The organism is Endozoicomonas sp. ALD068 (assembly GCF_049310145.1).
In the GTDB taxonomy this organism is placed as follows: Bacteria; Pseudomonadota; Gammaproteobacteria; order Pseudomonadales; family Endozoicomonadaceae; genus Endozoicomonas_A.
The window spans coordinates 3659064-3678495 of the sequence record NZ_JBLYNU010000004.1 but is presented as its reverse complement, the minus strand read 5'-3'; the positions used below and the strand labels follow the sequence as shown (position 1 = coordinate 3678495).

Below are 19432 nucleotides of genomic sequence, written 5' to 3'. Positions count from 1 at the left end.
TCGTTTTATTGTACTTTTACCCGCTAAATTGAGTCTACAGCTGCCTCGGCAGTGTTTAATTCATGAGGCTGAGCCGTGATGGTTTCGCTCAGTCTCGTTGACTTCATAGCAGGATAGGTAAATGTCTGAGAGTCAAAATCCGCTTCTGAAAGATCTGCAGGCCCGCCAGCTTATCGCGCAGACCACTGCCGTGGAAGAGCTGGACGCTCATCTGAGTGAACAGCCAAGGGTTCTTTATTGCGGCTTCGATCCGACTGCAGACAGTCTGCATCTGGGACATCTGGTTCCTTTGCTGGTCCTGAAACGTTTCCAGATGGCAGGGCACAGGCCTATTGCGTTGGTGGGTGGTGCAACGGGTCTGATAGGAGATCCCAGTTTCAAAGCGGCCGAGCGACAGCTGAATACACCTGATGTTGTGGCAGGCTGGGTTGACAAGATCAAGAAACAGGTCAGCCAGTTTATCGACTTTGACTGCGGTGAGAATGCCGCTTTAGTGGTCAACAATCTGGAGTGGACTGGTGAGATGACTGCTCTGGATTTTTTGCGAGACGTAGGTAAACATTTCTCCGTCAATGCCATGATCAACAAAGAATCCGTTCAGCAGCGACTGAATCGTGAAGGTTCCGGTATCTCTTTCACCGAGTTCTCCTACGCCCTCCTTCAGGGAATGGACTTCGCTGAGCTGAATCGTCGTTATGACTGCACTCTTCAGGTGGGTGGCAGTGACCAGTGGGGTAACATTGTGGGTGGCATTGATCTGTCTCGTCGTCAGAATCAAGCCAGAACCTTTGGCCTGACTGTGCCCCTGATCACCAAGTCCGATGGTACCAAGTTTGGTAAAACCGAGGGCGGTGCGGTCTGGCTGGATCCTTCCAGGACTTCCCAGTACGCTTTCTATCAGTTCTGGATGAATACTGCGGACGCTGACGTTTACCGTTTTATGAGCTTTTTTACCTTCCTGTCACAGGAAGAGATTGAAGCGATCAAGCAAGAAGACGAAGTGCGTGAAGGTCGTCCGCAGGCCCAGCAGGTTCTTGCCAGAGAGGTCACTCTTCTGGTGCATGGTGAAGAGGGTCTGCAAGCTGCAGAACGTATTACGGAAGCTCTGTTCTCGGGAGAGATCAGCAATTTATCTGAAACGGATCTTGAACAGTTGAAGCTGGATGGGCTGCCCAGTGCAACCATCAAACGTGATCAATTGGAAGGTAATCCCATGACCCAGCTGTTTGCAGAGGTTGGCATGGTGAAAAGCGGTAAGCAGGTAAAGGATGCGCTGGGTCGTAATGCGGTATTCTTCAATGGAGCAGCTCGCGGTGCTGCCGACAACATGAACCTGCCTGGGTGCTTTGCTGAAGAAAATGCCATGTATGGACGGTTCTTCCTGGTGAAACTGGGTAAGAAAAATCACTTCCTTTTTGAAGTGACCTAAAGGCTTGTGGCTGGCTCCCAACTCTTTGAAGACATCTCCAAGGCTCTGTTAAGTTCAGAGCCTCTGTAAAGCTTTTCATGAGGGAATCTTTGTGGAATGGCCTGCAAGACGTTTCTGGGTCATCGTTGGCACGGTACAATGGCAATTTCCGATACTGTCTTCATATAGTCAGGGCGGGTAACCTAAGCCATATTGTGTTCTGACCTGGAGCAGCTTTTGCTTTATGCTTCAGTGTCACTCACTCAGGAATTCTTCATGCATCCTCAAGCCGGTAAAATCGCCACAGATGATATGCTGACCAACATTCCCCGTCTGGTCAGCGAGTATTACACTATTCAGCCCGATCCATTGAACCCCACGCAGCGAGTCCAGTTTGGTACTTCAGGACACAGGGGGACTTCTTTCAAGGCCTCTTTTAACGAAACTCATATCCTTGCTATCACACAGGCGATCTGCGAATACCGTCGCGAGCATAATATTACCGGACCCATGTTTGTTGGCATGGATACCCATGCCCTGTCAGAACCTGCATTGATCAGCGCCATTCAGGTGCTGGCAGCCAACGGTATAAAGGCTCGAATCCAGGAAGGCAGAGGTTATACACCAACTCCGGTCATTTCTCATGCCATCGTCTCCTACAACCGGGATCATCAGGACAGGGCGGACGGTGTTGTCATCACGCCTTCCCATAACCCTCCTGAAGACGGTGGTTTCAAATACAATCCTCCCCATGGAGGTCCGGCCGGTTCTGAAGTCACCAACCGGGTTCAGGATCGAGCCAATCAACTCATTGCTCAGGGGTTGGAAGGTGTTAAACAGATGTCGCTTAATAAGGCGATGGAATCCGGCTTTATTACTGAATACGACTATGTCACACCTTATGTTGATGATCTGGAAAATGTCATTGATATGGAGGCTATTCGCAGGGCGGGTGTAAAAATAGGTGTTGATCCACTGGGTGGCTCCGGCCTTCACTATTGGGAGCCTATTGCCAGGCGTTACGGGCTTGATATTGAGCTGGTCAGCAAGAAAGTTGATCCTACTTTCTCCTTTATGCATGTTGATAAAGACGGCAAGATTCGTATGGATTGTTCTTCAGCCTATTCCATGGCAGGGCTGATTGAATTGAGGGATCGCTTTGATATTGCTGTTGGTAACGATCCAGACTTTGATCGCCATGGTATTGTGACTCGTGAACATGGTCTGCTGAACCCCAATCATTATTTGGCGGTGGCGATCAATTACCTGTACAACCACCGTGAGCAATGGTCGGGCAATGCTAAAATTGGCAAGACTCTGGTGTCCAGCGCCATGATTGATCATGTAGCAAAAGGTTTAGGCAGAGAAGTGGCGGAAGTGCCTGTCGGATTCAAGTGGTTTGTCGATGGTCTGGCTTCTGGCGAGCTGGCCTTTGGAGGCGAAGAAAGTGCCGGTGCTGCTTTCCTGCGGCGTGATGGGCTCACCTGGTGCACAGACAAGGATGGTTTTATCCTGGCTCTTCTTGCTGCTGAGATTATTGCCGTTACAGGTAAAGACCCGGGTGAACATTACCAGGAGCTGACAGACCGCTATGGCTCTCCGGTTTATGAACGACTGCAGGCTCCTGCTTCCGATGAGCAGAAGAAAGTACTCTCAGCCATGAGCCCGGATAGGGTTAAAGCTGATACTTTGGCGGGTGATCCCATTACTGCCAAAATAACCCATGCTCCTGCAAACGGCGCCGCCATCGGTGGTCTTAAGGTCGTTACTGAAAAAGGCTGGTTTGCTGCCAGACCTTCTGGCACTGAAGCAGTTTATAAGATCTATACCGAAAGTTTTGTCGGTCCTGACCACCTTAAGCAAATTCAGGAAGAAGCCAAAGCTATGGTTTCGGAAGTTTTTGTTACCGGCTAGGCGTTTTTCGACAGTCTCTCAGACTCCCTTCCCGTGGGCTTCTGCGGGAGGGAGATCTCGGAAATCTGGAATCTAATAATCATGTTCATGAATAAATTCCTGATATCAGGAGAGTTGCAAGGACTTTTTTATGGCTAAATGCCAGAGAAGTAAAATGAACTTGAAGCGATGGCAGGCTAGCTAGTAAGCTTTTACGGCAAAGAATTCAGCAGCAATAAGCTGAAAAAGACTGATAATAAAAGTGACTTATATGACAGAGTTCGACTACATCATTGTGGGAGGTGGCTCTGCAGGCTGTGTTCTGGCTAACCGCCTGTCTGAGAATCCTGACCATCAGGTCTGCCTGGTAGAAGCAGGAGGCAGCGACAAGTCTCCCTTGATTTATATACCTGCCGCAGCCGCAATTACTGTGCCCCACGGCTTTCACAACTGGCAGCTGAATGCCGAGGCTCAGTCCACCATGAATAACCGGGATATATACTGTCCCCGGGGAAAAACCCTTGGAGGGAGCAGTTCCATCAATGCCATGCTGTATATCAGAGGGCAAAAAGAAGATTACGATCAATGGGCTGCTCTGGGGAATGAAGGTTGGTCTTTCAATGATGTCTTGCCTTATTTTCTAAAATCCCAGAATCAGGAAAGAGGTGCTTCTGAACTTCATGGCATCGGTGGCCCGCTGAATGTTGCAGACCCCAGAAGTCAACACTGCTTGAGTGAAGCTTTTATTAAAGGTGCGATAGAAGTCGGAGAAAAAAACAATCCGGACTTTAATGGTGCCGATCAGGAAGGTGTAGGCTGGTATCAGGTGACACAGAAAGAGGGTCAAAGATGCAGTTCAGCGGCTGCTTATCTGCACCCTGTCATGGATAGACCCAATTTGACGGTTATGACCAAAAGTCATACTGCCAGGGTTATCCTTGAAGGCAAAAAGGCTATTGGGATTGAAATTGTTCGAGGCGTTACCAGAAGGAAACTCTTTGCTCGAAAAGAAGTCATTCTTTCAGCTGGAGCTTATGGTTCTCCGCAGATTATGCTGCTTTCAGGCATCGGAGCCGTAGATAAACTGGCTCCCCACAATATTGACTGCTTGCATGAACTGCCAGGTGTTGGTGAAAACCTTCAGGAGCATCCTGATGTTCTGGTTGTCGCCAATGACAAGACTGCATCATCAATGGCTTTTGCCAGGCCGATGGGAATGGGCAGGGTTATCAGGGATGCAGTGAAATACATCTATAAAAGAGAAGGTTTCCTGACCAGTAGCCTTGCAGAGTCGGGCGGATTTATAAAATCCTCTCCGGAAGTTGAAAGGCCTGATCTGCAATTGCATTTTATTCCAGCGGCTATGGAAGATCATGGTCGTAAACTTTCAAGATATCTGCAGTACGGGTTTTCGGTTCATGTATGTATCCTTAGGCCTGATAGCCGAGGTCGTGTATCCCTTAACAGTGCATCCCCCACGGATAATCCCGTGATTGAACTGAATCTTCTGGAAAAACAGGCCGACATGGACTGTCTGGTGAGAGGGATCAAAAGAGTGAGACAGATTATTCAGTCGTCTGAGTTGTCCCGCTACGCTGGAGAGGAGTATCTGCCAGGCTCGGATGTACAGGACGATGATGAGCTTGAGTCTTATATAAGAAATAATGCCAATCACATTTATCATCCGGTGGGTACTTGCAAAATGGGAGCTGATGACATGGCTGTAGTCGACACTCGTCTGAAAGTTCACGGGCTCGAAGGGTTGCGGGTGGTTGACGCCTCAATCATGCCAACTCTGATCAGCGGGAATACCAATGCGCCTGCAATGATGATCGCTGAAAAAGCAGCGGACATGATTCTTGACAAAAATCAGCCAAAAATTCATTTTGAAAAAGTGACGGAAACAGAAAAGACGCAGTCCAGGATTTCTGTTTATTCCTCTTGAGCGAGCCGTGTAGCGGGTAAAACACACAGCTCAAAACACACAGTATTTTTCTGCCTTGATCATCAGAGCACTCAGCGAGCATTTTCCCAAATACCGGGCATCTGCTACCTGATGAACAGGTGCATTTTATTACAAATCCCTGTCAGACTAATGTCACCCTTTCTCTTTGACGAGGCAAAGTTTCGGGTGACATCGTCTCTGGACTCTGGAGCCAGGCTGACACCAACTGTCAGGCTGGCAGGGATTCTTCCCGGGAAGTCTGTGTGCTCTGGTCTGCGCTTTCTCCACCACCAGGAACGACACGAGTGGCTATCAGCCCCTTGGGTCCCTGACCAATTTCAAATTGCACAAGCTGCCCGGCTTTCAGCGTCTTGAAGCCGTCCATTTCGATAACGGAGTAATGTATGAGTACGTCTTGATTTTCAGTGGCTTCCTGGGCCTGGATGAATCCATATCCCTTAGGATTGTTAAACCACTTTACTGTACCTTCCAGCATAGCTTCCATTTCCTTCTTGGTCGCTTCCATACAGCGCGATTCCTACATTATTAACATTGAAGGAACTGCCGGGAAACAGCAACCCTTGTTGTTTTATTTTTAGTCACATGTCTATTCTGCGTCGTCCATATCACAGAGCCCTTTTTTGGTGATGTCTCCTCGGCTAGGAGCCTGACCGAGAATAGACTGCCCTACTGCGGCGGCAGCAAATTGGTCTGAAAATCCGCTTTTGTTCGTTAAATAGCTCGCTATTCTCCTCACAAAACCGAATTTTCATCCTCAATTTTCTGCCGTCCTCGCTACGGGCGCTATTCTCGGTCAGGCTCCTAGAAAGCTTTCATGCCAAGAATACAGCCTACATTTCCATATAGAGCTAAACCTATTATAAGACCATATTGACGCGAGATAACAGCCCATTTTGATATTCAGGAATAGATAAGACAGTATTTTTGAGAATTAATTATGCTGCAGAGGATTTGTGAACTTTATATGGTTTTTTTTGGGTGGCCCCTGGACGACTGGTAACTCTCTCATCCAGGACCATTCAATCCAGGAACCGTCGTAGTTTTTTATCCTGCTGTATCCCAGTATCTCGGAAAGAACAAAAAGGGTATGAGCCGAACGGACTCCGGACTGACAGTAAACAACGATCTCTTTATCAGGTGTGATACCCGCTGACAGAAACAAATGTCTTAATCGTTCTTTGTCGAGGAATCCATTTTCATTGACAGTTTGCTTGTATTCAAACCAGATACTTCCGGGAATCCGGCCATGGCGATAGGCTCCTGACTTTATGGTTTTACCGGTGAATTCATCCAAACTTCTGACATCCACCAGTAGGGCGACGTTCTCTTTTTTTGCTTGAATCGACTTTACCTGTTCCATCTCAGCAAGCCATTGAGGATGAGGTGTCCCCGTGAACTGGTAATTGGATCGTTCAGGTGTTTGAGGCGATTTGAAATTCAGCTTTTTTTTGTGCTTTTCCCAGACCGACAGGCCTCCATCAAGGATAGAGACCTGATCATGACCATAGAGTTTCAGTAACCACCAGAGACGGGCTGCATTCATGCCTTGCTGATCATCGTAGAGAACAATCTCCGTTTTTGGAGTAGCACCCAGTCGGCTTAATAGTTCGGACAGTTTCTCTCTGCTGGCTCTCATTCCGGAGTAGGGATAATCATCTGCGTCAGCCTGAAAAGCCGGGCGCCAGATGTTGTGAGCACCGGGAATATGACCCAGCAGGAAGCGAAACTTGGGGCGTACATCCAGAAGCAGCAGGTTACTGGCCTGCCGGATCTTTTGCTCCAGGTCGTCAAGGCTGAGCACCGCATTTGCATGGACTGGCACTGACATCACAACAGACAACACTAAAATCAGAAGAGTCATAGGCTTCTTTCGGGCCGATAAAATTCTCGTGAGGTTTAGCTTCAATCGGAACCATTGAACTCCATGGAGCCTGAGGCGGGCAGGGGGAACTGCGCCATAAATCGTTGATCGATCCAGTTTTTCCAAAGCCATATTAAACGCCCTCTGGTACTGAACCAGCCTCTTGATGCAATGGCTCGACCATCTGCACAGCTTAGCAGAGAAAGAAATTGTTTCTGTGGACGGTAGGGTTCCAACGTTTTTTTCTCGAGGATGTTACAAATATTTTGAAACAGGGTCGGAGCCTGTCGAACCGCATAAACTCCCGACTTGGCCTGTCTGGAGTGAGTGAATTCTGCGACATCACCACAAGCGAAGACATTGTCATGGCTGACGGATTGCAGCATGGGATTAACGTGGATAAATCCCTCTGGACTGGTTGCAAGCGAGCTTTCAGAAGGCCAACGAGCGGGAGCTGCCGATGTAGCCAGTATCAGGGCATCATATGGCAGGCGGTCATTTTGATCACTGATCAGGGTTTTATCTTTGACTTCGGTTACCCGAAAATGAGTGTGTATTTTAATAGGCTTTCGTTCAATTTCCTCTTTGGCCATTTTTTGAACTTTCGGCGGATAGCCCTTCAGAATACCCTGAGCTGTGACAATATGTATTTTGAGGGAGTGAAGATACTTGAAGCGTTGGTGAAGGGCCATTGCTACCTCAACACCTGCAGCCCCGGCACCCATAATGGCCAGAGTAAAACTTTCATTCTGCTTAATATGTTCGGGCAAAGGCTGTCCTAACCAGGATAAAAAAGGCCTGATAGGCTTTATAGTGATGCTGTCTTTTGTATCAATGACACGAGCTTGTGTAGAGCCTGTATTGATGGAGAGTATGTCGTACCCCAGTCGGTCACCATTCAAAAAAATCAATTCATTCGCTTTGGTATCTACCCCCGAGATAGTCGCTTTAAGGAATCTGCATTTTGATTCATGGGCCAGCAACTCAAGATCAATGTGGGACTGCTCAGCACTATATTGTCCTGAAATGACACCAGGAAGCATGCCTGAATAAGGGGTATAGCGACTGGCAGAAACCAGAATAAAATGAGCGGGAGGCGTTTGCTTCTTCTGAAGCCTTTTCAGGAACAGTGCATGGGCATGGCCTCCTCCGGCCAGAACAACTGTAGGCTTAATGGTATTAGTCATACTGCTCTCTCAATTGTTGGATTTACCACTTTATCTGCCGTCAGGAACGCTCTTACTATGATTTTACTTTTTTCTGCCGATGCTGTCCGGATGGATCTTTAAAAAAAAGGGTACTTCCAAACGTCCGGAAAACGTTTTGGAATGCTTCATAGTCTAAACTGTCATGACTTCGTGGCAGCGATAAATGAGCGGTTTGAGATGGATATCCTACTATCCGATGGAATAACAAAGCTGGTTCGCGATGCCAGTGATACTTGTGAAGAGTGAAGTAAAAGGAAAAGGATCAAGCAAAGAATAACGCAAAATACTTCTCTGAGCTCATGGCTGTTGATGATGGAGGTGTGTCTCTGGTGTCTGGAAAATTATCCCTTTTGCCACTGACCATGTTGGTAACAGGAAATATGATGGGTGCCGGTATTTTTCTGTTACCTTCATCTCTGGCCAGCTATGGTTCAATCACTCTTCTGGGGTGGATTGTTACGGTTATTGGCGCGGTAATGCTATCTCTGGTTTTTGTTCGATTGAGGTCAGATTGTAAACAGGGTTCCGGTCTCTATGCTTATATCAGGGGAGGACTGGGACGTTATATCGGGTCACAGGTTGTTTATGGATACTGGGCTGCCATATGGATTGGCAACATTGCGGTGGCTCTGAGTGGTGTGGCCTATCTCAGTTATTTCTTTCCTGTGCTCGATGGTCCCTGGGAAACCGCCCTGGCTGCCATTGCTGTCATCTGGATCCTCAGTGTGATCAATTTGACCGATATTCGTCTTTTAGGTCGTCTCCAGATCATTACGGCTTCCTGCATGCTGGTGCCTGTGATTATTGTCAGTACTCTGGGCTGGAGTCAGTTCGAAACGGTAAACATCATTAACTCCTTTAATGTGACCGGACAACCGTCCAGTCATATCTTGTCTGAATCCATCACGTTGACGCTCTGGTCTTTTATAGGTCTGGAATCAGCCTGTAACCTTGCATGTCACGCCAAAAATCCGAGGCGGGATGTCCCCTGTGCGACATTATTAGGCACTCTGCTGGCTGCTCTTTTCTATATTCTGAGCACCACGGCAATGATGGGTATTGTACCTAACGATATTCTGCAAAGCAGTGCTGCACCTTTCTCCGTAACAGCCAGCTATTTGCTGGGTGACCGGGTCGGTGAACTGGTCAGTGCCATGGCTGTTATTGCCTGTTTTGGCAGCCTTAATGGCTGGATTCTTATGCATTCCCAGATAGCCATAACGGCCTCTTCGGAAGGACTTTTACCTAAAGCATTCAGGGTGTTGAATCGTTATGGATCACCTTGGAAAGGCCTGTTAATCACCGCCATTCTGATGTCCATAATGCTTCTGTTAACGGTGGAGCCTACAGTTCAAAAGCATTTTGAGTCTATCGTACTGATTGCGGTTTACATTATGTTGCTGACTTATTTCTGTGCCTGTCTTTCCTGCTTCCAGATTCAGCGGAGAAAACCCGGAGGGATTACTTCAGGCTGGTTTATTATCATTCTTCTGGCGTCCGGTTACTGTCTTCTCGGTTTCAGTGGGGCTGGCTATATGGTTTTTTTATACGGTACGGTGTTGATTGTCTTTGGTGGTGCAGTTTACCGGTATCAGCATCGGGGTAACAAAAAACCGGATCCTCTGGAGGACCCGGCTAATGGATAAAGAGGTTGTTTGAGCTTTTTCAGGCTGCCTCGGTCTCTTCATTTTTTTCCTGTCTGGGCAGACCGTAAATGGTTTTTACACCACCCCACTCATCAACAGACTCCACATGCACATCAAAGCCCCACAGTCTGTGGATATGTTTGATGATTTCACGAGTACTGTCAGAATCTACCGGGCGACCCCGGTGCATGAAGTGGCGCATGGTAATGGAGCGGTCACCGCGGGTGTTTACGCTGTATACCTGAATGTTGGGTTCACGGTTGCCCAGATTGTACTGTGCGGCAAGAGATTCCCTCACCTTTCGGTAGCCGGAGTCGTCATGAATGGCGCTGACTTCAAGATATGGGTTGATTTCATTATCGTCGATGCAGAACAGCTTCAGATCTCTCATCACCTTGGGTGAAAGATACTGCATGATGAAACTTTCATCCTTAAAGTTCTTCATGGCGAAGTGAACGGCTTCCAGCCAATCCGAACCGGCCAGATCAGGGAACCAGCGACGATCTTCTTCTGTCGGGTTTTCACAGATCCGGCGGATGTCCTGAAACATCGCAAAGCCCAGAGCGTATGGATTTATGCCACTGTAACGGGGGTCATCAAAATCAGGCTGGAACACCACGCTGGAGTGCGAATGTAGGAACTCCATGATGAAGCCTTCTGTAATGTGACCCTCGTTGTACATTTCGTGCATCAGGTGGTAGTGCCAGAAGGTTGCCCAACCTTCGTTCATGACCTGAGTCTGACGCTGAGGATAGAAGTATTGAGCCACCTTGCGAACGATCCGTATGAGTTCTCGTTGCCAGGTATCCAGTAGAGGGGCGTTTTTCTCTATGAAATAGAGAATGTTCTCTTCCGGATCTCTTGGATAGCGCTCAGTCTGCTTTACTTCGTTCTCTTCACGAAGAGGAATGGTTCGCCACAAGTCATTCAGGTTGCGCTGAATGTATTCTTCACGCTCTTTGATTCGCGCTTTCTCTTCCTCTGGTGAAATAGGACGAGGGCGCTCATAGCGATTGACACCCTGATTCATTAGAGCGTGACAGGCATCGAGCAGCTCTTCCACTGCGTCAACACCGTGCTTTTCTTCGCACTCTGCAATGTAGTTTTTAGCGAACAGCAGGTAGTCAATAATGGAGTCTGCATCTGTCCACTGCCGGAACAAATAGTTACCCTTGAAGAAAGAATTGTGTCCGTAACATGCGTGTGCGATAACCAGTGCCTGCATAGGCATGGTGTTTTCTTCCATCAGATAGGCAATACAAGGATTGGAGTTGATCACAATCTCATAGGCCAGACCCATTTGTCCGCGCTGGTAGTTTTGCTGGTTACTGAGAAACTGCTTACCGAAGCTCCAGTGGTTGTACATGAGTGGCATACCCACAGAAGCATAAGCATCGAGCATCTGTTCGGAACTGATGACTTCTATCTGGTTGGGGTAGGTGTCCAGTTGATAGCGTGCTGCCAACTTTGCCAGTTCTCTGTCGTATTCTTCCAGCAGTGCAAAAGTCCACTCTGAGCCTGTGGAAATAGGCTCTGCACGACGTGGTGGCTTCTGAACACTGGCAGCTTCGGAGGAAGGCCCTGCTGTATGCGGATCAATGTCCTGCTCATAGCGTTCCCTGTCAGGCATTTTGACCCTCCTTCTTTTCGAACAGTTTGCGGAACACCGGGTAGATCTCTCCAGCATGTCGTATCTGCTGCATGGCAAAATGACCTTCGTGGTTCTTTTCGATGGTTTTGTATTCATGCCACAGGTTCTGGTGGTGACGATCAGTAATTTCTACATAGGAGTAGTACTGAGTCAGCGGCAACAGTTTGTCGACAATAATATTACGGCACTTGGCAGAGTCTGCTTCCCAGTTATCGCCGTCAGACGCCTGGGCTACATAGATGTTCCACTCACCAGGGGAATATCTCTCAGTCACTATTTCGTCTGTCAGTGTCAGTGCTGAGGATACAACGGTGCCACCGGTTTCCCGGGCATAGAAGAAGTCGTGCTCGTTACACTCACGGGCTTCACTGTGGTGACGAATGAAAACAACTTCAATTTTTTCGTAATTGCGCTCCAGGAACAGGTAGAGCAGCAGGAAAAAGCGCTTGGCAATGTCCTTGATTTCACGGGTCATAGAGCCCGACACGTCCATAACACAGAACATGACCGCCTTGCTTGAAGGCTGCGGCACTTTTACCAGGTTGTTGAACTTAAGATCGAACTCGTCGATAAAGGGCAGACGCTTGAGTTTTTTGTTCAGCTCAGCAATCTGATCCTTCAGCTCTTTTCTCAGAACTTCATCGTTGCTTTCCGGGCTTACTTCCATTTCACGCAGTTGACGTTTCAGGGCACGAATCTCTTTTCTTTCTTTACCGGAAAGAGCAATTCGACGAGCGTGAGCTGCTCTCAGGGAGCGAACTACGTTCAACCTGTCAGGAGAGCCCGCAGTCGTATAACCTGCTCTTTTCAGTTTAAAGTCGGTGGAATCCCTGAGTTCTTTGCGAACCAGATTGGGCAGCTCGAGATCTTCAAAGAGATATTCCAGGAACTCTTCACGGTTAATGGAAAAAATGAAATCGTCTTCACCGGAACCGCTGTTGCTGGCCTCGCCTTCACCGCTGCCCTGACCAGCTCCGCCCTGAGGGCGCTGGAAACGATCGCCGGCAGTGAATTCTTTGTTGCCCGGATGAACCTGTTCCACACGGCCACCGCGACCATGATGAAAAACCGGTTCTGACACGTCTTTTCTGGGAATGCTGATGTCACTGCCGCTGTCAACGTCAGTAATAGAGCGTTGATCGACAGCATCCTGAACTGCCTCTTTTACCAGACCTTTATAGCGCCTCAGGAAACGCTGACGGTTGACCGTACTTTTCTTTTTCGCATTGAGGCGCCGGTCAATTATTATGCTCATAGGACGCTCTCCTTGGGTGCTTAGCCCTGGCTGCTTGTTCTATCCAGAACTATTTTCCTGGTGCCATGGCCATGTCGTTCTTTGAACAATGACCATTTTTCCTGATTAAACAAGATGCACAAGCGCCCGCAAAGGCGCTGTGGTGATTAATCAAGAACGCTGCCATGGGCCGCAAATGGGCTCATGACTTACTGTGACTTACGAACCCGAATGTACCACTCGGACAGCAGGCGAACCTGTTTTTCTGTATATCCATACTCAACCATGCGCTTAACAAAGTCTGCGTGTTTGCGTTGGTCTTCGTTCGAGCCTTTGGCATTAAAGGAGATCACTGGCAGCAGATCTTCTGTGTTGGAGAACATCTTCTTCTCGATCACCGCACGCATTTTCTCGTAGCTCAACCAGCTTGGGTTCTTGCCTTCGTGGTTGGCCCGGGCACGCAGAACAAAGTTAACCACTTCGTTACGGAAGTCTTTCGGGTTCGCGATGCCAGCAGGCTTCTCGATTTTTTCCAGCTCGTCATTCAGGGCGCTGCGGTCCAGAATGTGTCCGGTATCGGGATCACGAAATTCCTGATCCTGAATCCAGAAATCAGCGTAAGTGATGTAGCGATCAAAGATGTTCTGCCCATAATCGGAGTAGGACTCCAGGTATGCGGTCTGAATTTCCTTACCCAGGAACTCAACATATTTAGGTGTCAGATATTCCTTGATGAAGCGCATGTAGCGATCAGTCAATTCATCCGGGAACTGCTGCTGTTCAATTTGTTGTTCCAGAACGTACATCAGGTGCACAGGGTTGGCTGCGACTTCGGTGGAGTCAAAGTTGAAGACCTTGGACAGAATCTTGAACGCAAAGCGGGTAGAGAGTCCGTCCATGCCTTCGTCAACACCGGCTGAATCTTTATACTCCTGCAGAGGCTTGGCGTTAGGGTCGGTGTCCTTCAGGTTCTCACCGTTATAGACCCGCATCTTGGAGTAAACGGAAGAGTTCTCGGGCTCTTTGATGCGGGACAGAACAGAGAACTGGGCCAGCATTTTCAAAGTGTCAGGTGCACAGGGCGAATCTTTCAGAGAGCTGTGTTCAAGCAGCTTTTCGTAGATACCCACTTCTTCATTGATGCGTGTGCAGTAAGGAACCTTAACGATGTTGACACGATCAATAAATGCTTCGTTGGTCTTGTTGTTACGGAAGGTCTGCCACTCGGATTCGTTGGAGTGCGCCAGCAAGATACCTTCAAAAGGAATGGCCCCCATACCTTCTGTAGAGTTGTAGTTACCTTCCTGAGTGGCAGTCAATAGTGGGTGTAGAACCTTTACAGGTGCCTTGAACATCTCCACGAATTCCATCACACCCTGGTTGGCACGGCACAGTGCGCCAGAGAAACTGTAGGCATCCGGATCGTCCTGAGAGAATTCTTCCAATTGACGGATATCTACTTTGCCAACCAGGCTGGAAATGTCCTGGTTGTTCTCATCACCTGGCTCAGTCTTGGCAATAGCCACCTGATTTAAACGACTAGGGTAGACTTTAACAACACGGAATCTGGAAATATCGCCACCAAATTCGTGCAGGCGTTTAACCGCCCAGGGAGACATGATGTATTTCAGGTAGCGGCCGGGAATGCCGTATTCTTCGGTTAGAATCCTGCCGTCTTCGTCGGGATTAAACAGACCCAGTGGTGATTCAAATACGGGCGAGCCCTTGATGGCATAGAATGGTTTCAGTTCCATCAAAGCTTTGAGACGCTCAGCAAGAGAGGACTTACCGCCACCTACCGGACCCAGCAAATAAAGAATCTGTTTCTTCTCTTCCAGACCCTGTGCAGCATGTTTAAAGTAAGAAACAATCTGTTCGATCGCTTCTTCCATGCCATAGAACTCTTCAAAAGCAGGATAGCGCTTGATCAACTTATTGGAAAAAATACGACTCAGACGTGGGTCACGAGACGTATCGACAATGTCTGCTTCGCCAATGGCTGACAGCATTCTCTCTGCCGCATTGGCATAAGCACCAGGGGTGCTCTTGCATAGGTCGAGGTATTCCTGAAGGCTCATCTCCTCTTGCTGAGTTGATTCATACCTTTCCTGATAGTGAGAAAAAATAGACATATCCGGCTCCCCCTCGCCACGACCTCCATGATCATAGGCGTACTTATTTTATTGTTGGTCTGGGCACTGTAATTTGAACGCGAATTGTTACTGCGATTCACACGACACTGTAACTTTATAAGTGCTCTGTGTGTGTTGGTCACAGTAAATGTTATAGAGACTATCCGTATAAATGTCTACTTCTTTTCGGACTTTTTCTTGTCTGGGTAGAGGAGGGTAACTTGTTGATAAAAAAGGAAAAATATAATTTTCGAGAGAGTTAGCCAATCTATCTTATAGGGGTTTTCAGACAGTCACCAGTGAAAAATTTTGAACGTTGAAGTTGTAAGGAGAGCCGTCGTTCAGGAGTTTGATCTTGAGCACTCTTTACCTCAAGGTGGGCAGTAAACACTAAGATCAAGGCTATTGGCAATATGACTAATCATTTTCATGGCTCGAACACTGTTGCCAGCCTCGTCCAGTGGTGGTGAGAATCCGGCAATGGCCATCATTCCGGGAACAACAGCCACTACGCCACCGCCAACACCGCTCTTACCCGGCAAGCCCACCAGAAATGCCCAGTCCCCGGAATAGTCATACATACCCTCCATCGTCATTTCTGCGAGAATAGGCGCGATATGTGCCTGGTCAATTACCTTTTCTTTCGTGACCGGATTTACCCCACCATTAGCCAGTGTCCCGCCAAGGGTTGCCAGATCATCACAACTAACTAAAGTTGAGCATTGACGTGTATATACATCACAGGCATCCATTGGATCGCTGAAGCAGTTGTCTGCTGCATACAATAACCATGCGATGGCCCGGTTATGAAAGTTGGTCTCTTGCTCGGAAGTGTTAACATCCTCTGAGAGACGAACGTTTTGGGACATCATTTTCCTCTGGAAATCAAGGATCATCTGCCAGCGTGACTCTTTATCGGGAGCATTAATAAAGCTTACAGTAGAAATGGCACCGGCATTAACCAGAGGTGTCAGCGGCTTGTCTTGATGTACTGTAAGTGCCAGAACAGAGTTAAATGGCAACCCCGTAGGCTCAGCCCCGATTTTTTTTCTAACCTCTTCGGAGCCTTTTTGTTGCATAGCCAGTGACATTGAACACACCTTACTGATGGACTCAAGGGCAAAAGCATAATCGTAATCACCACTATGAATGATTGTTCCATCACAGCAGGATATGGATATGGCACATAAATCAGGAGGGACGCTGGCAAGGAACGGAATATAATCGGCATTTTTCCCATCAAGACAAGCCTTGCCAAGTATCAGGGCTTCATTGGCAAGATCCTGTAACTGAGTTGTGTTGAAGCTCATGCCTGATCTCCTTTAATTTCAACCTGATTCTCAGCCCTCTTCTTGTGTAACCATTGAAAATGTTGTTTTGTCAGGTGTGTGGTGTGAGTATCAGATTCATTGGGGATGCCTGGGTGAGTACCCTCAATCTCCCAGGTAAACGGAGCAAAGTCGGCATGCTCGTCTTTCCAGTGCGGCTTCCGACAGGCATAAATGATAAAAGGAAGTATGATAAAGAGGATGGTAAGAGCGATCAGAATGAACACGAAAGTGGTTGGACTTCCTATAGCAATCTGGTTTGGCGGAATAAAACTGAAGATAAACGCAATCATTGATCCAAAAAGGCCAATGCCTGCAACCAGATACATACCACCTTTGCCACCGGGCACACTGTATGGTCTTGGGCGATTGGGTTGAGTAAAGCGCAGATGTATTGCCGCAGCAAACATAAGAAGGTACATCACGAGATAAAGAATAACCGTAAGTTGGCTGAGAATCTGGTAGGCAGCCTGCACAGAAGGCATTACCACAAAGAGCACGGACAAAACACTGACTATTCCAGCCTGGAATAACATGATGTGAGTTGCCATATCATGCTTATTAGTGTGCTGCCAGAACCGTGGTAGATAACCTGCCTTTGCAACAGTTAACAAACCCGAAGACGGGCCTGCAACCCATGTGACAATGCCGGCAAGAACCCCGATAGCAAGGCAAATGGCCGTAATCGGGGCAAGGAAGCCCAGACCTGCCCACTTGAATAGATCGTGATACGCCACCAGAAGTGACTGTGTCAGATTAATATCTGACTGAGGAATAATAAAACCAATAGCCAGTGTGCCAAAAACAAATATCGCTACTGTTCCAATGGAGGCTACGGCGATGGCCATCGGGTAAGATTTTGACGCGTTATCCAGCTCTTTTACATGGATTGCATTCATTTCCATGCCGCCATAAAAGAGAAAAATGCTGGCAGCCAGTACAATGTTGCTGAAATTAGTGAAGTCAGGAAGAATGTCATCCCACTTAAGTTCAATATGAATTGGCTGACCACTGAACAGGTAGCTGAATCCCAAAACAATCAAAGCAGCGGCTGGAATAATTGTACCAATCATCCCTCCCCACTTCGAAACTTTAGAGAATGCGTCTACGCCCCGAAACGCGATAAAAGTGGCTAACCAGTAGATGACAAGAACAACAGCAAGCACAAATAGTTTATTGGAAGACAGGGCCTGATCCCAGGTTTGGTCCGGTCCAACAAATGCCAGAGATACTGCGCCAAAAGTTAATGCAGTAGGAAACCACACACTGACTTCAATAAATAACATAAACATGGCCAGAAAAGCCCATCTCGGGCCAAAGGCTTCTCCAACCCAGCGGAATACACCGCCTTTTTCAGGCCAGCCGGTGGCAAGTTCTGCGGCAACAAGAGATACCGGTATCAAAAAGACTACTGCTGCAAAGATGTAGTAGAAAACTGAACTAAGCCCATATTCAGCCTCTGCGGGTAAGCCACGAAGGCTGACCACCGCAACGATGTTCATAATTGCCAGTGTAAAAACTGTGAACTTCTTAACACTGACTCCAGTAGAGGAATTGTCAGCCATAAGGTGTTTACCTCATTCCAGACATTGTTACCCTGGGAGGGGGGAGTTGTCTGATAAAAGAGTCAGGCTAGCCTGAGCAGAGGTGAGTCATTTGGACTTGAAGCCAGTGTGGTTATAGCTCGATGAATCCCCTTCGTTACCCGAATTTTCTACAGGATGATTCTCAAAGTAATCAAGGCAACGTCTGAGGTCATCAATCAGTAAGTCTGACAGATCCCGACTGAAACCATGACGAACGAGAATCCTCATGATAACCAGATCCTCACGGTTGGCTGGCATTGAATAGGCTGCAATCTGCCAGCCCCTGATGCGAATGCGATCCGACAGGTCATATAGGTTAAAGCCGGGGTTAACGTTCTGCTTCAGTGACCAGCTTATGGCCGGGATCCCGCCGTTTCCATTGTAGATTACGTCGAACAAACCCAGGCTTTCGATCTTTTTGCTGAGGTATTGGGCTGTGTCATAACAGGCTTGCTGTATACGTTGATAACCCTCTTTTCCAAGACGCAGGAAAATATAGTATTGAGCCGCAATCTGACCTCCGGGACGGGAAAAGTTCAGAGCAAAAGTTGGCATATCACCGCCAAGATAATTGACCCGGAAAATCAAATCCTCAGGCAAATCTTCATGATCTCTCCAGATGACCCAGCCAACGCCTAGAGGCGCCAGACCAAATTTGTGACCGGAGGCGTTGATGGACTTTACCCTTGGCAGTCTGAAATCCCAAAGTAAATCTGGCTGGCAAAAAGGAGCAAGAAAGCCCCCACTTGCAGCGTCGACATGCACTGGGATATTGAGACCAGTATCCTCCTCAAGTTTATCCAAAGCCTTGCAAACCGCCTCTACTGGTTCATACTGGCAGGTAAAGGTGACGCCCAGTGTTGGAATGACACCAATCGTGTTTTCATCGCAGCGCTTAACGGCTTCTTCCGGAGTCATTATAAGACGGTCGCCTTCCATTGGAATCTCACGAAGTTCTATATCCCAATAACGGGCAAATTTATGCCAGCAGATTTGCACTGGACCGCAAACAAGATTCGGCCTGTCAACAGGTTTGCCCTGTTGCCTCATCCGCTCACGCCATCGCCACTTAAGAGACATACCGCCGAGCATGGCAGCTTCGCTTGAGCCAGTAGTGGAACAGCCCAAGGTGTTTGCTGCATCCGGTGAATTCCACAAATCAGCCAAAATATGCACACATCGTCTTTCCAATTCTGCTGTTTGAGGGTATTCATCCTTGTCGATCATATTTTTGTCGACACATTCATCCATGATTGCATGAATCTCCGGATCTACCCACGTCTGGCAAAAGGTAGCCAGATTCTGACGGGAATTACCGTCCAGCATCAGCTCATCATGAACGACCTGATAAGCATGCCGAGGATCTTCGGATGTTTTCGGCATTTCGTACCTGGGCATACTGACGGACAAATCAGACGATGCGTAGACGTCATCAGTCTTTTGATAGTCCCTGCTATAACTTCGATGGATAGAGTGAAGAGGCATGGCTGCAGTTCCAAATCACTGGAAACGAGAGATA

At 47.9% G+C, this 19432-nt stretch carries 13 protein-coding genes; 4 read left to right on the top strand and 9 right to left on the bottom strand.

Annotated features, from left to right (window positions below; genetic code table 11):
• The first annotated feature begins 121 nt into the window (after positions 1-121).
• From tyrS to ACO6V5_RS12950, 3 genes are all read left to right on the top strand, one after another.
• On the top strand, positions 122-1429 hold the full coding sequence (gene tyrS, locus ACO6V5_RS12960; RefSeq protein ID WP_422137290.1) for a tyrosine--tRNA ligase: 1308 nt from the start codon (positions 122-124) through the stop codon (positions 1427-1429).
• A gap of 255 nt (positions 1430-1684) precedes the next feature.
• Positions 1685-3322 carry a phosphoglucomutase (alpha-D-glucose-1,6-bisphosphate-dependent) gene (gene pgm / locus ACO6V5_RS12955; protein ID WP_422411335.1) on the top strand — a complete coding sequence of 546 codons (1638 nt, stop codon included), beginning with the start codon at positions 1685-1687 and terminating at the stop codon, positions 3320-3322.
• Between the two features lie 250 nt (positions 3323-3572).
• A complete protein-coding gene (locus tag ACO6V5_RS12950) occupies positions 3573-5246 on the top strand; it encodes a GMC family oxidoreductase (protein ID WP_422411337.1) in 1674 nt (557 codons plus the stop codon).
• Positions 5247-5475: 229 nt separating this feature from the next.
• Here ACO6V5_RS12950 and ACO6V5_RS12945 read toward each other — a convergent pair whose 3' ends face one another.
• The 3 genes from ACO6V5_RS12945 to ACO6V5_RS12935 all read right to left on the bottom strand — a co-directional run bounded on the left by ACO6V5_RS12945 (position 5476) and on the right by ACO6V5_RS12935 (position 8315).
• Complete coding sequence (locus ACO6V5_RS12945) at positions 5476-5772, bottom strand: cold shock domain-containing protein (RefSeq protein WP_422132645.1); 297 nt, start codon at positions 5770-5772, stop codon at positions 5476-5478.
• 426 nt (positions 5773-6198) lie between these two features.
• Entirely contained in the window at positions 6199-7128 is a 930-nt protein-coding gene (locus ACO6V5_RS12940; protein ID WP_422132646.1) for a sulfurtransferase, read from the bottom strand.
• A 41-nt stretch (positions 7129-7169) separates the two neighbouring features.
• Positions 7170-8315 carry an FAD-dependent oxidoreductase gene (locus ACO6V5_RS12935; protein WP_422411340.1) on the bottom strand — a complete coding sequence of 382 codons (1146 nt, stop codon included), beginning with the start codon at positions 8313-8315 and terminating at the stop codon, positions 7170-7172.
• A 350-nt stretch (positions 8316-8665) separates the two neighbouring features.
• Between ACO6V5_RS12935 and ACO6V5_RS12930 the strand changes: the two genes are divergently transcribed.
• Entirely contained in the window at positions 8666-9982 is a 1317-nt protein-coding gene (locus ACO6V5_RS12930; protein ID WP_422411342.1) for an amino acid permease, read from the top strand.
• Positions 9983-10001: 19 nt separating this feature from the next.
• Here ACO6V5_RS12930 and ACO6V5_RS12925 read toward each other — a convergent pair whose 3' ends face one another.
• The 6 genes from ACO6V5_RS12925 to ACO6V5_RS12900 all read right to left on the bottom strand — a co-directional run bounded on the left by ACO6V5_RS12925 (position 10002) and on the right by ACO6V5_RS12900 (position 19398).
• Positions 10002-11612, bottom strand: coding sequence for a SpoVR family protein (locus ACO6V5_RS12925; protein WP_422411344.1), 1611 nt, complete (start codon positions 11610-11612; stop codon positions 10002-10004).
• Entirely contained in the window at positions 11605-12888 is a 1284-nt protein-coding gene (locus tag ACO6V5_RS12920; protein ID WP_422132650.1) for a YeaH/YhbH family protein, read from the bottom strand. Before ACO6V5_RS12920 ends, ACO6V5_RS12925 begins: the two co-directional genes overlap by 8 nt.
• A gap of 188 nt (positions 12889-13076) precedes the next feature.
• Positions 13077-14999 (bottom strand): PrkA family serine protein kinase, encoded by a 1923-nt coding sequence (locus ACO6V5_RS12915; protein ID WP_422411347.1) that lies wholly within the window; start codon positions 14997-14999, stop codon positions 13077-13079.
• A 371-nt stretch (positions 15000-15370) separates the two neighbouring features.
• Positions 15371-16309 (bottom strand): glutaminase A, encoded by a 939-nt coding sequence (gene glsA / locus ACO6V5_RS12910; RefSeq protein WP_422411349.1) that lies wholly within the window; start codon positions 16307-16309, stop codon positions 15371-15373.
• A complete protein-coding gene (gadC, locus tag ACO6V5_RS12905) occupies positions 16306-17892 on the bottom strand; it encodes a putative glutamine/gamma-aminobutyrate antiporter GadC (RefSeq protein WP_422132653.1) in 1587 nt (528 codons plus the stop codon). Before gadC ends, glsA begins: the two co-directional genes overlap by 4 nt.
• An 87-nt stretch (positions 17893-17979) precedes the next feature.
• Positions 17980-19398, bottom strand: a complete 1419-nt coding sequence (locus ACO6V5_RS12900) for a glutamate decarboxylase (protein WP_422132654.1) — start codon at positions 19396-19398, stop codon at positions 17980-17982.
• Between the last annotated feature and the right edge of the window lie 34 nt (positions 19399-19432).

Coding starts and splice junctions, on each gene's coding strand:
- tyrS (WP_422137290.1), top strand. CDS start 122: ATGTCTGAGAGTCAAAATCCGCTTCTGAAAGATCTGCAGGCCCGCCAG.
- pgm (WP_422411335.1), top strand. CDS start 1,685: ATGCATCCTCAAGCCGGTAAAATCGCCACAGATGATATGCTGACCAAC.
- ACO6V5_RS12950 (WP_422411337.1), top strand. CDS start 3,573: ATGACAGAGTTCGACTACATCATTGTGGGAGGTGGCTCTGCAGGCTGT.
- ACO6V5_RS12945 (WP_422132645.1), bottom strand. CDS start 5,772: ATGGAAGCGACCAAGAAGGAAATGGAAGCTATGCTGGAAGGTACAGTA.
- ACO6V5_RS12940 (WP_422132646.1), bottom strand. CDS start 7,128: ATGACTCTTCTGATTTTAGTGTTGTCTGTTGTGATGTCAGTGCCAGTC.
- ACO6V5_RS12935 (WP_422411340.1), bottom strand. CDS start 8,315: ATGACTAATACCATTAAGCCTACAGTTGTTCTGGCCGGAGGAGGCCAT.
- ACO6V5_RS12925 (WP_422411344.1), bottom strand. CDS start 11,612: ATGCCTGACAGGGAACGCTATGAGCAGGACATTGATCCGCATACAGCA.
- ACO6V5_RS12920 (WP_422132650.1), bottom strand. CDS start 12,888: ATGAGCATAATAATTGACCGGCGCCTCAATGCGAAAAAGAAAAGTACG.
- ACO6V5_RS12915 (WP_422411347.1), bottom strand. CDS start 14,999: ATGTCTATTTTTTCTCACTATCAGGAAAGGTATGAATCAACTCAGCAA.
- glsA (WP_422411349.1), bottom strand. CDS start 16,309: ATGAGCTTCAACACAACTCAGTTACAGGATCTTGCCAATGAAGCCCTG.
- gadC (WP_422132653.1), bottom strand. CDS start 17,892: ATGGCTGACAATTCCTCTACTGGAGTCAGTGTTAAGAAGTTCACAGTT.
- ACO6V5_RS12900 (WP_422132654.1), bottom strand. CDS start 19,398: ATGCCTCTTCACTCTATCCATCGAAGTTATAGCAGGGACTATCAAAAG.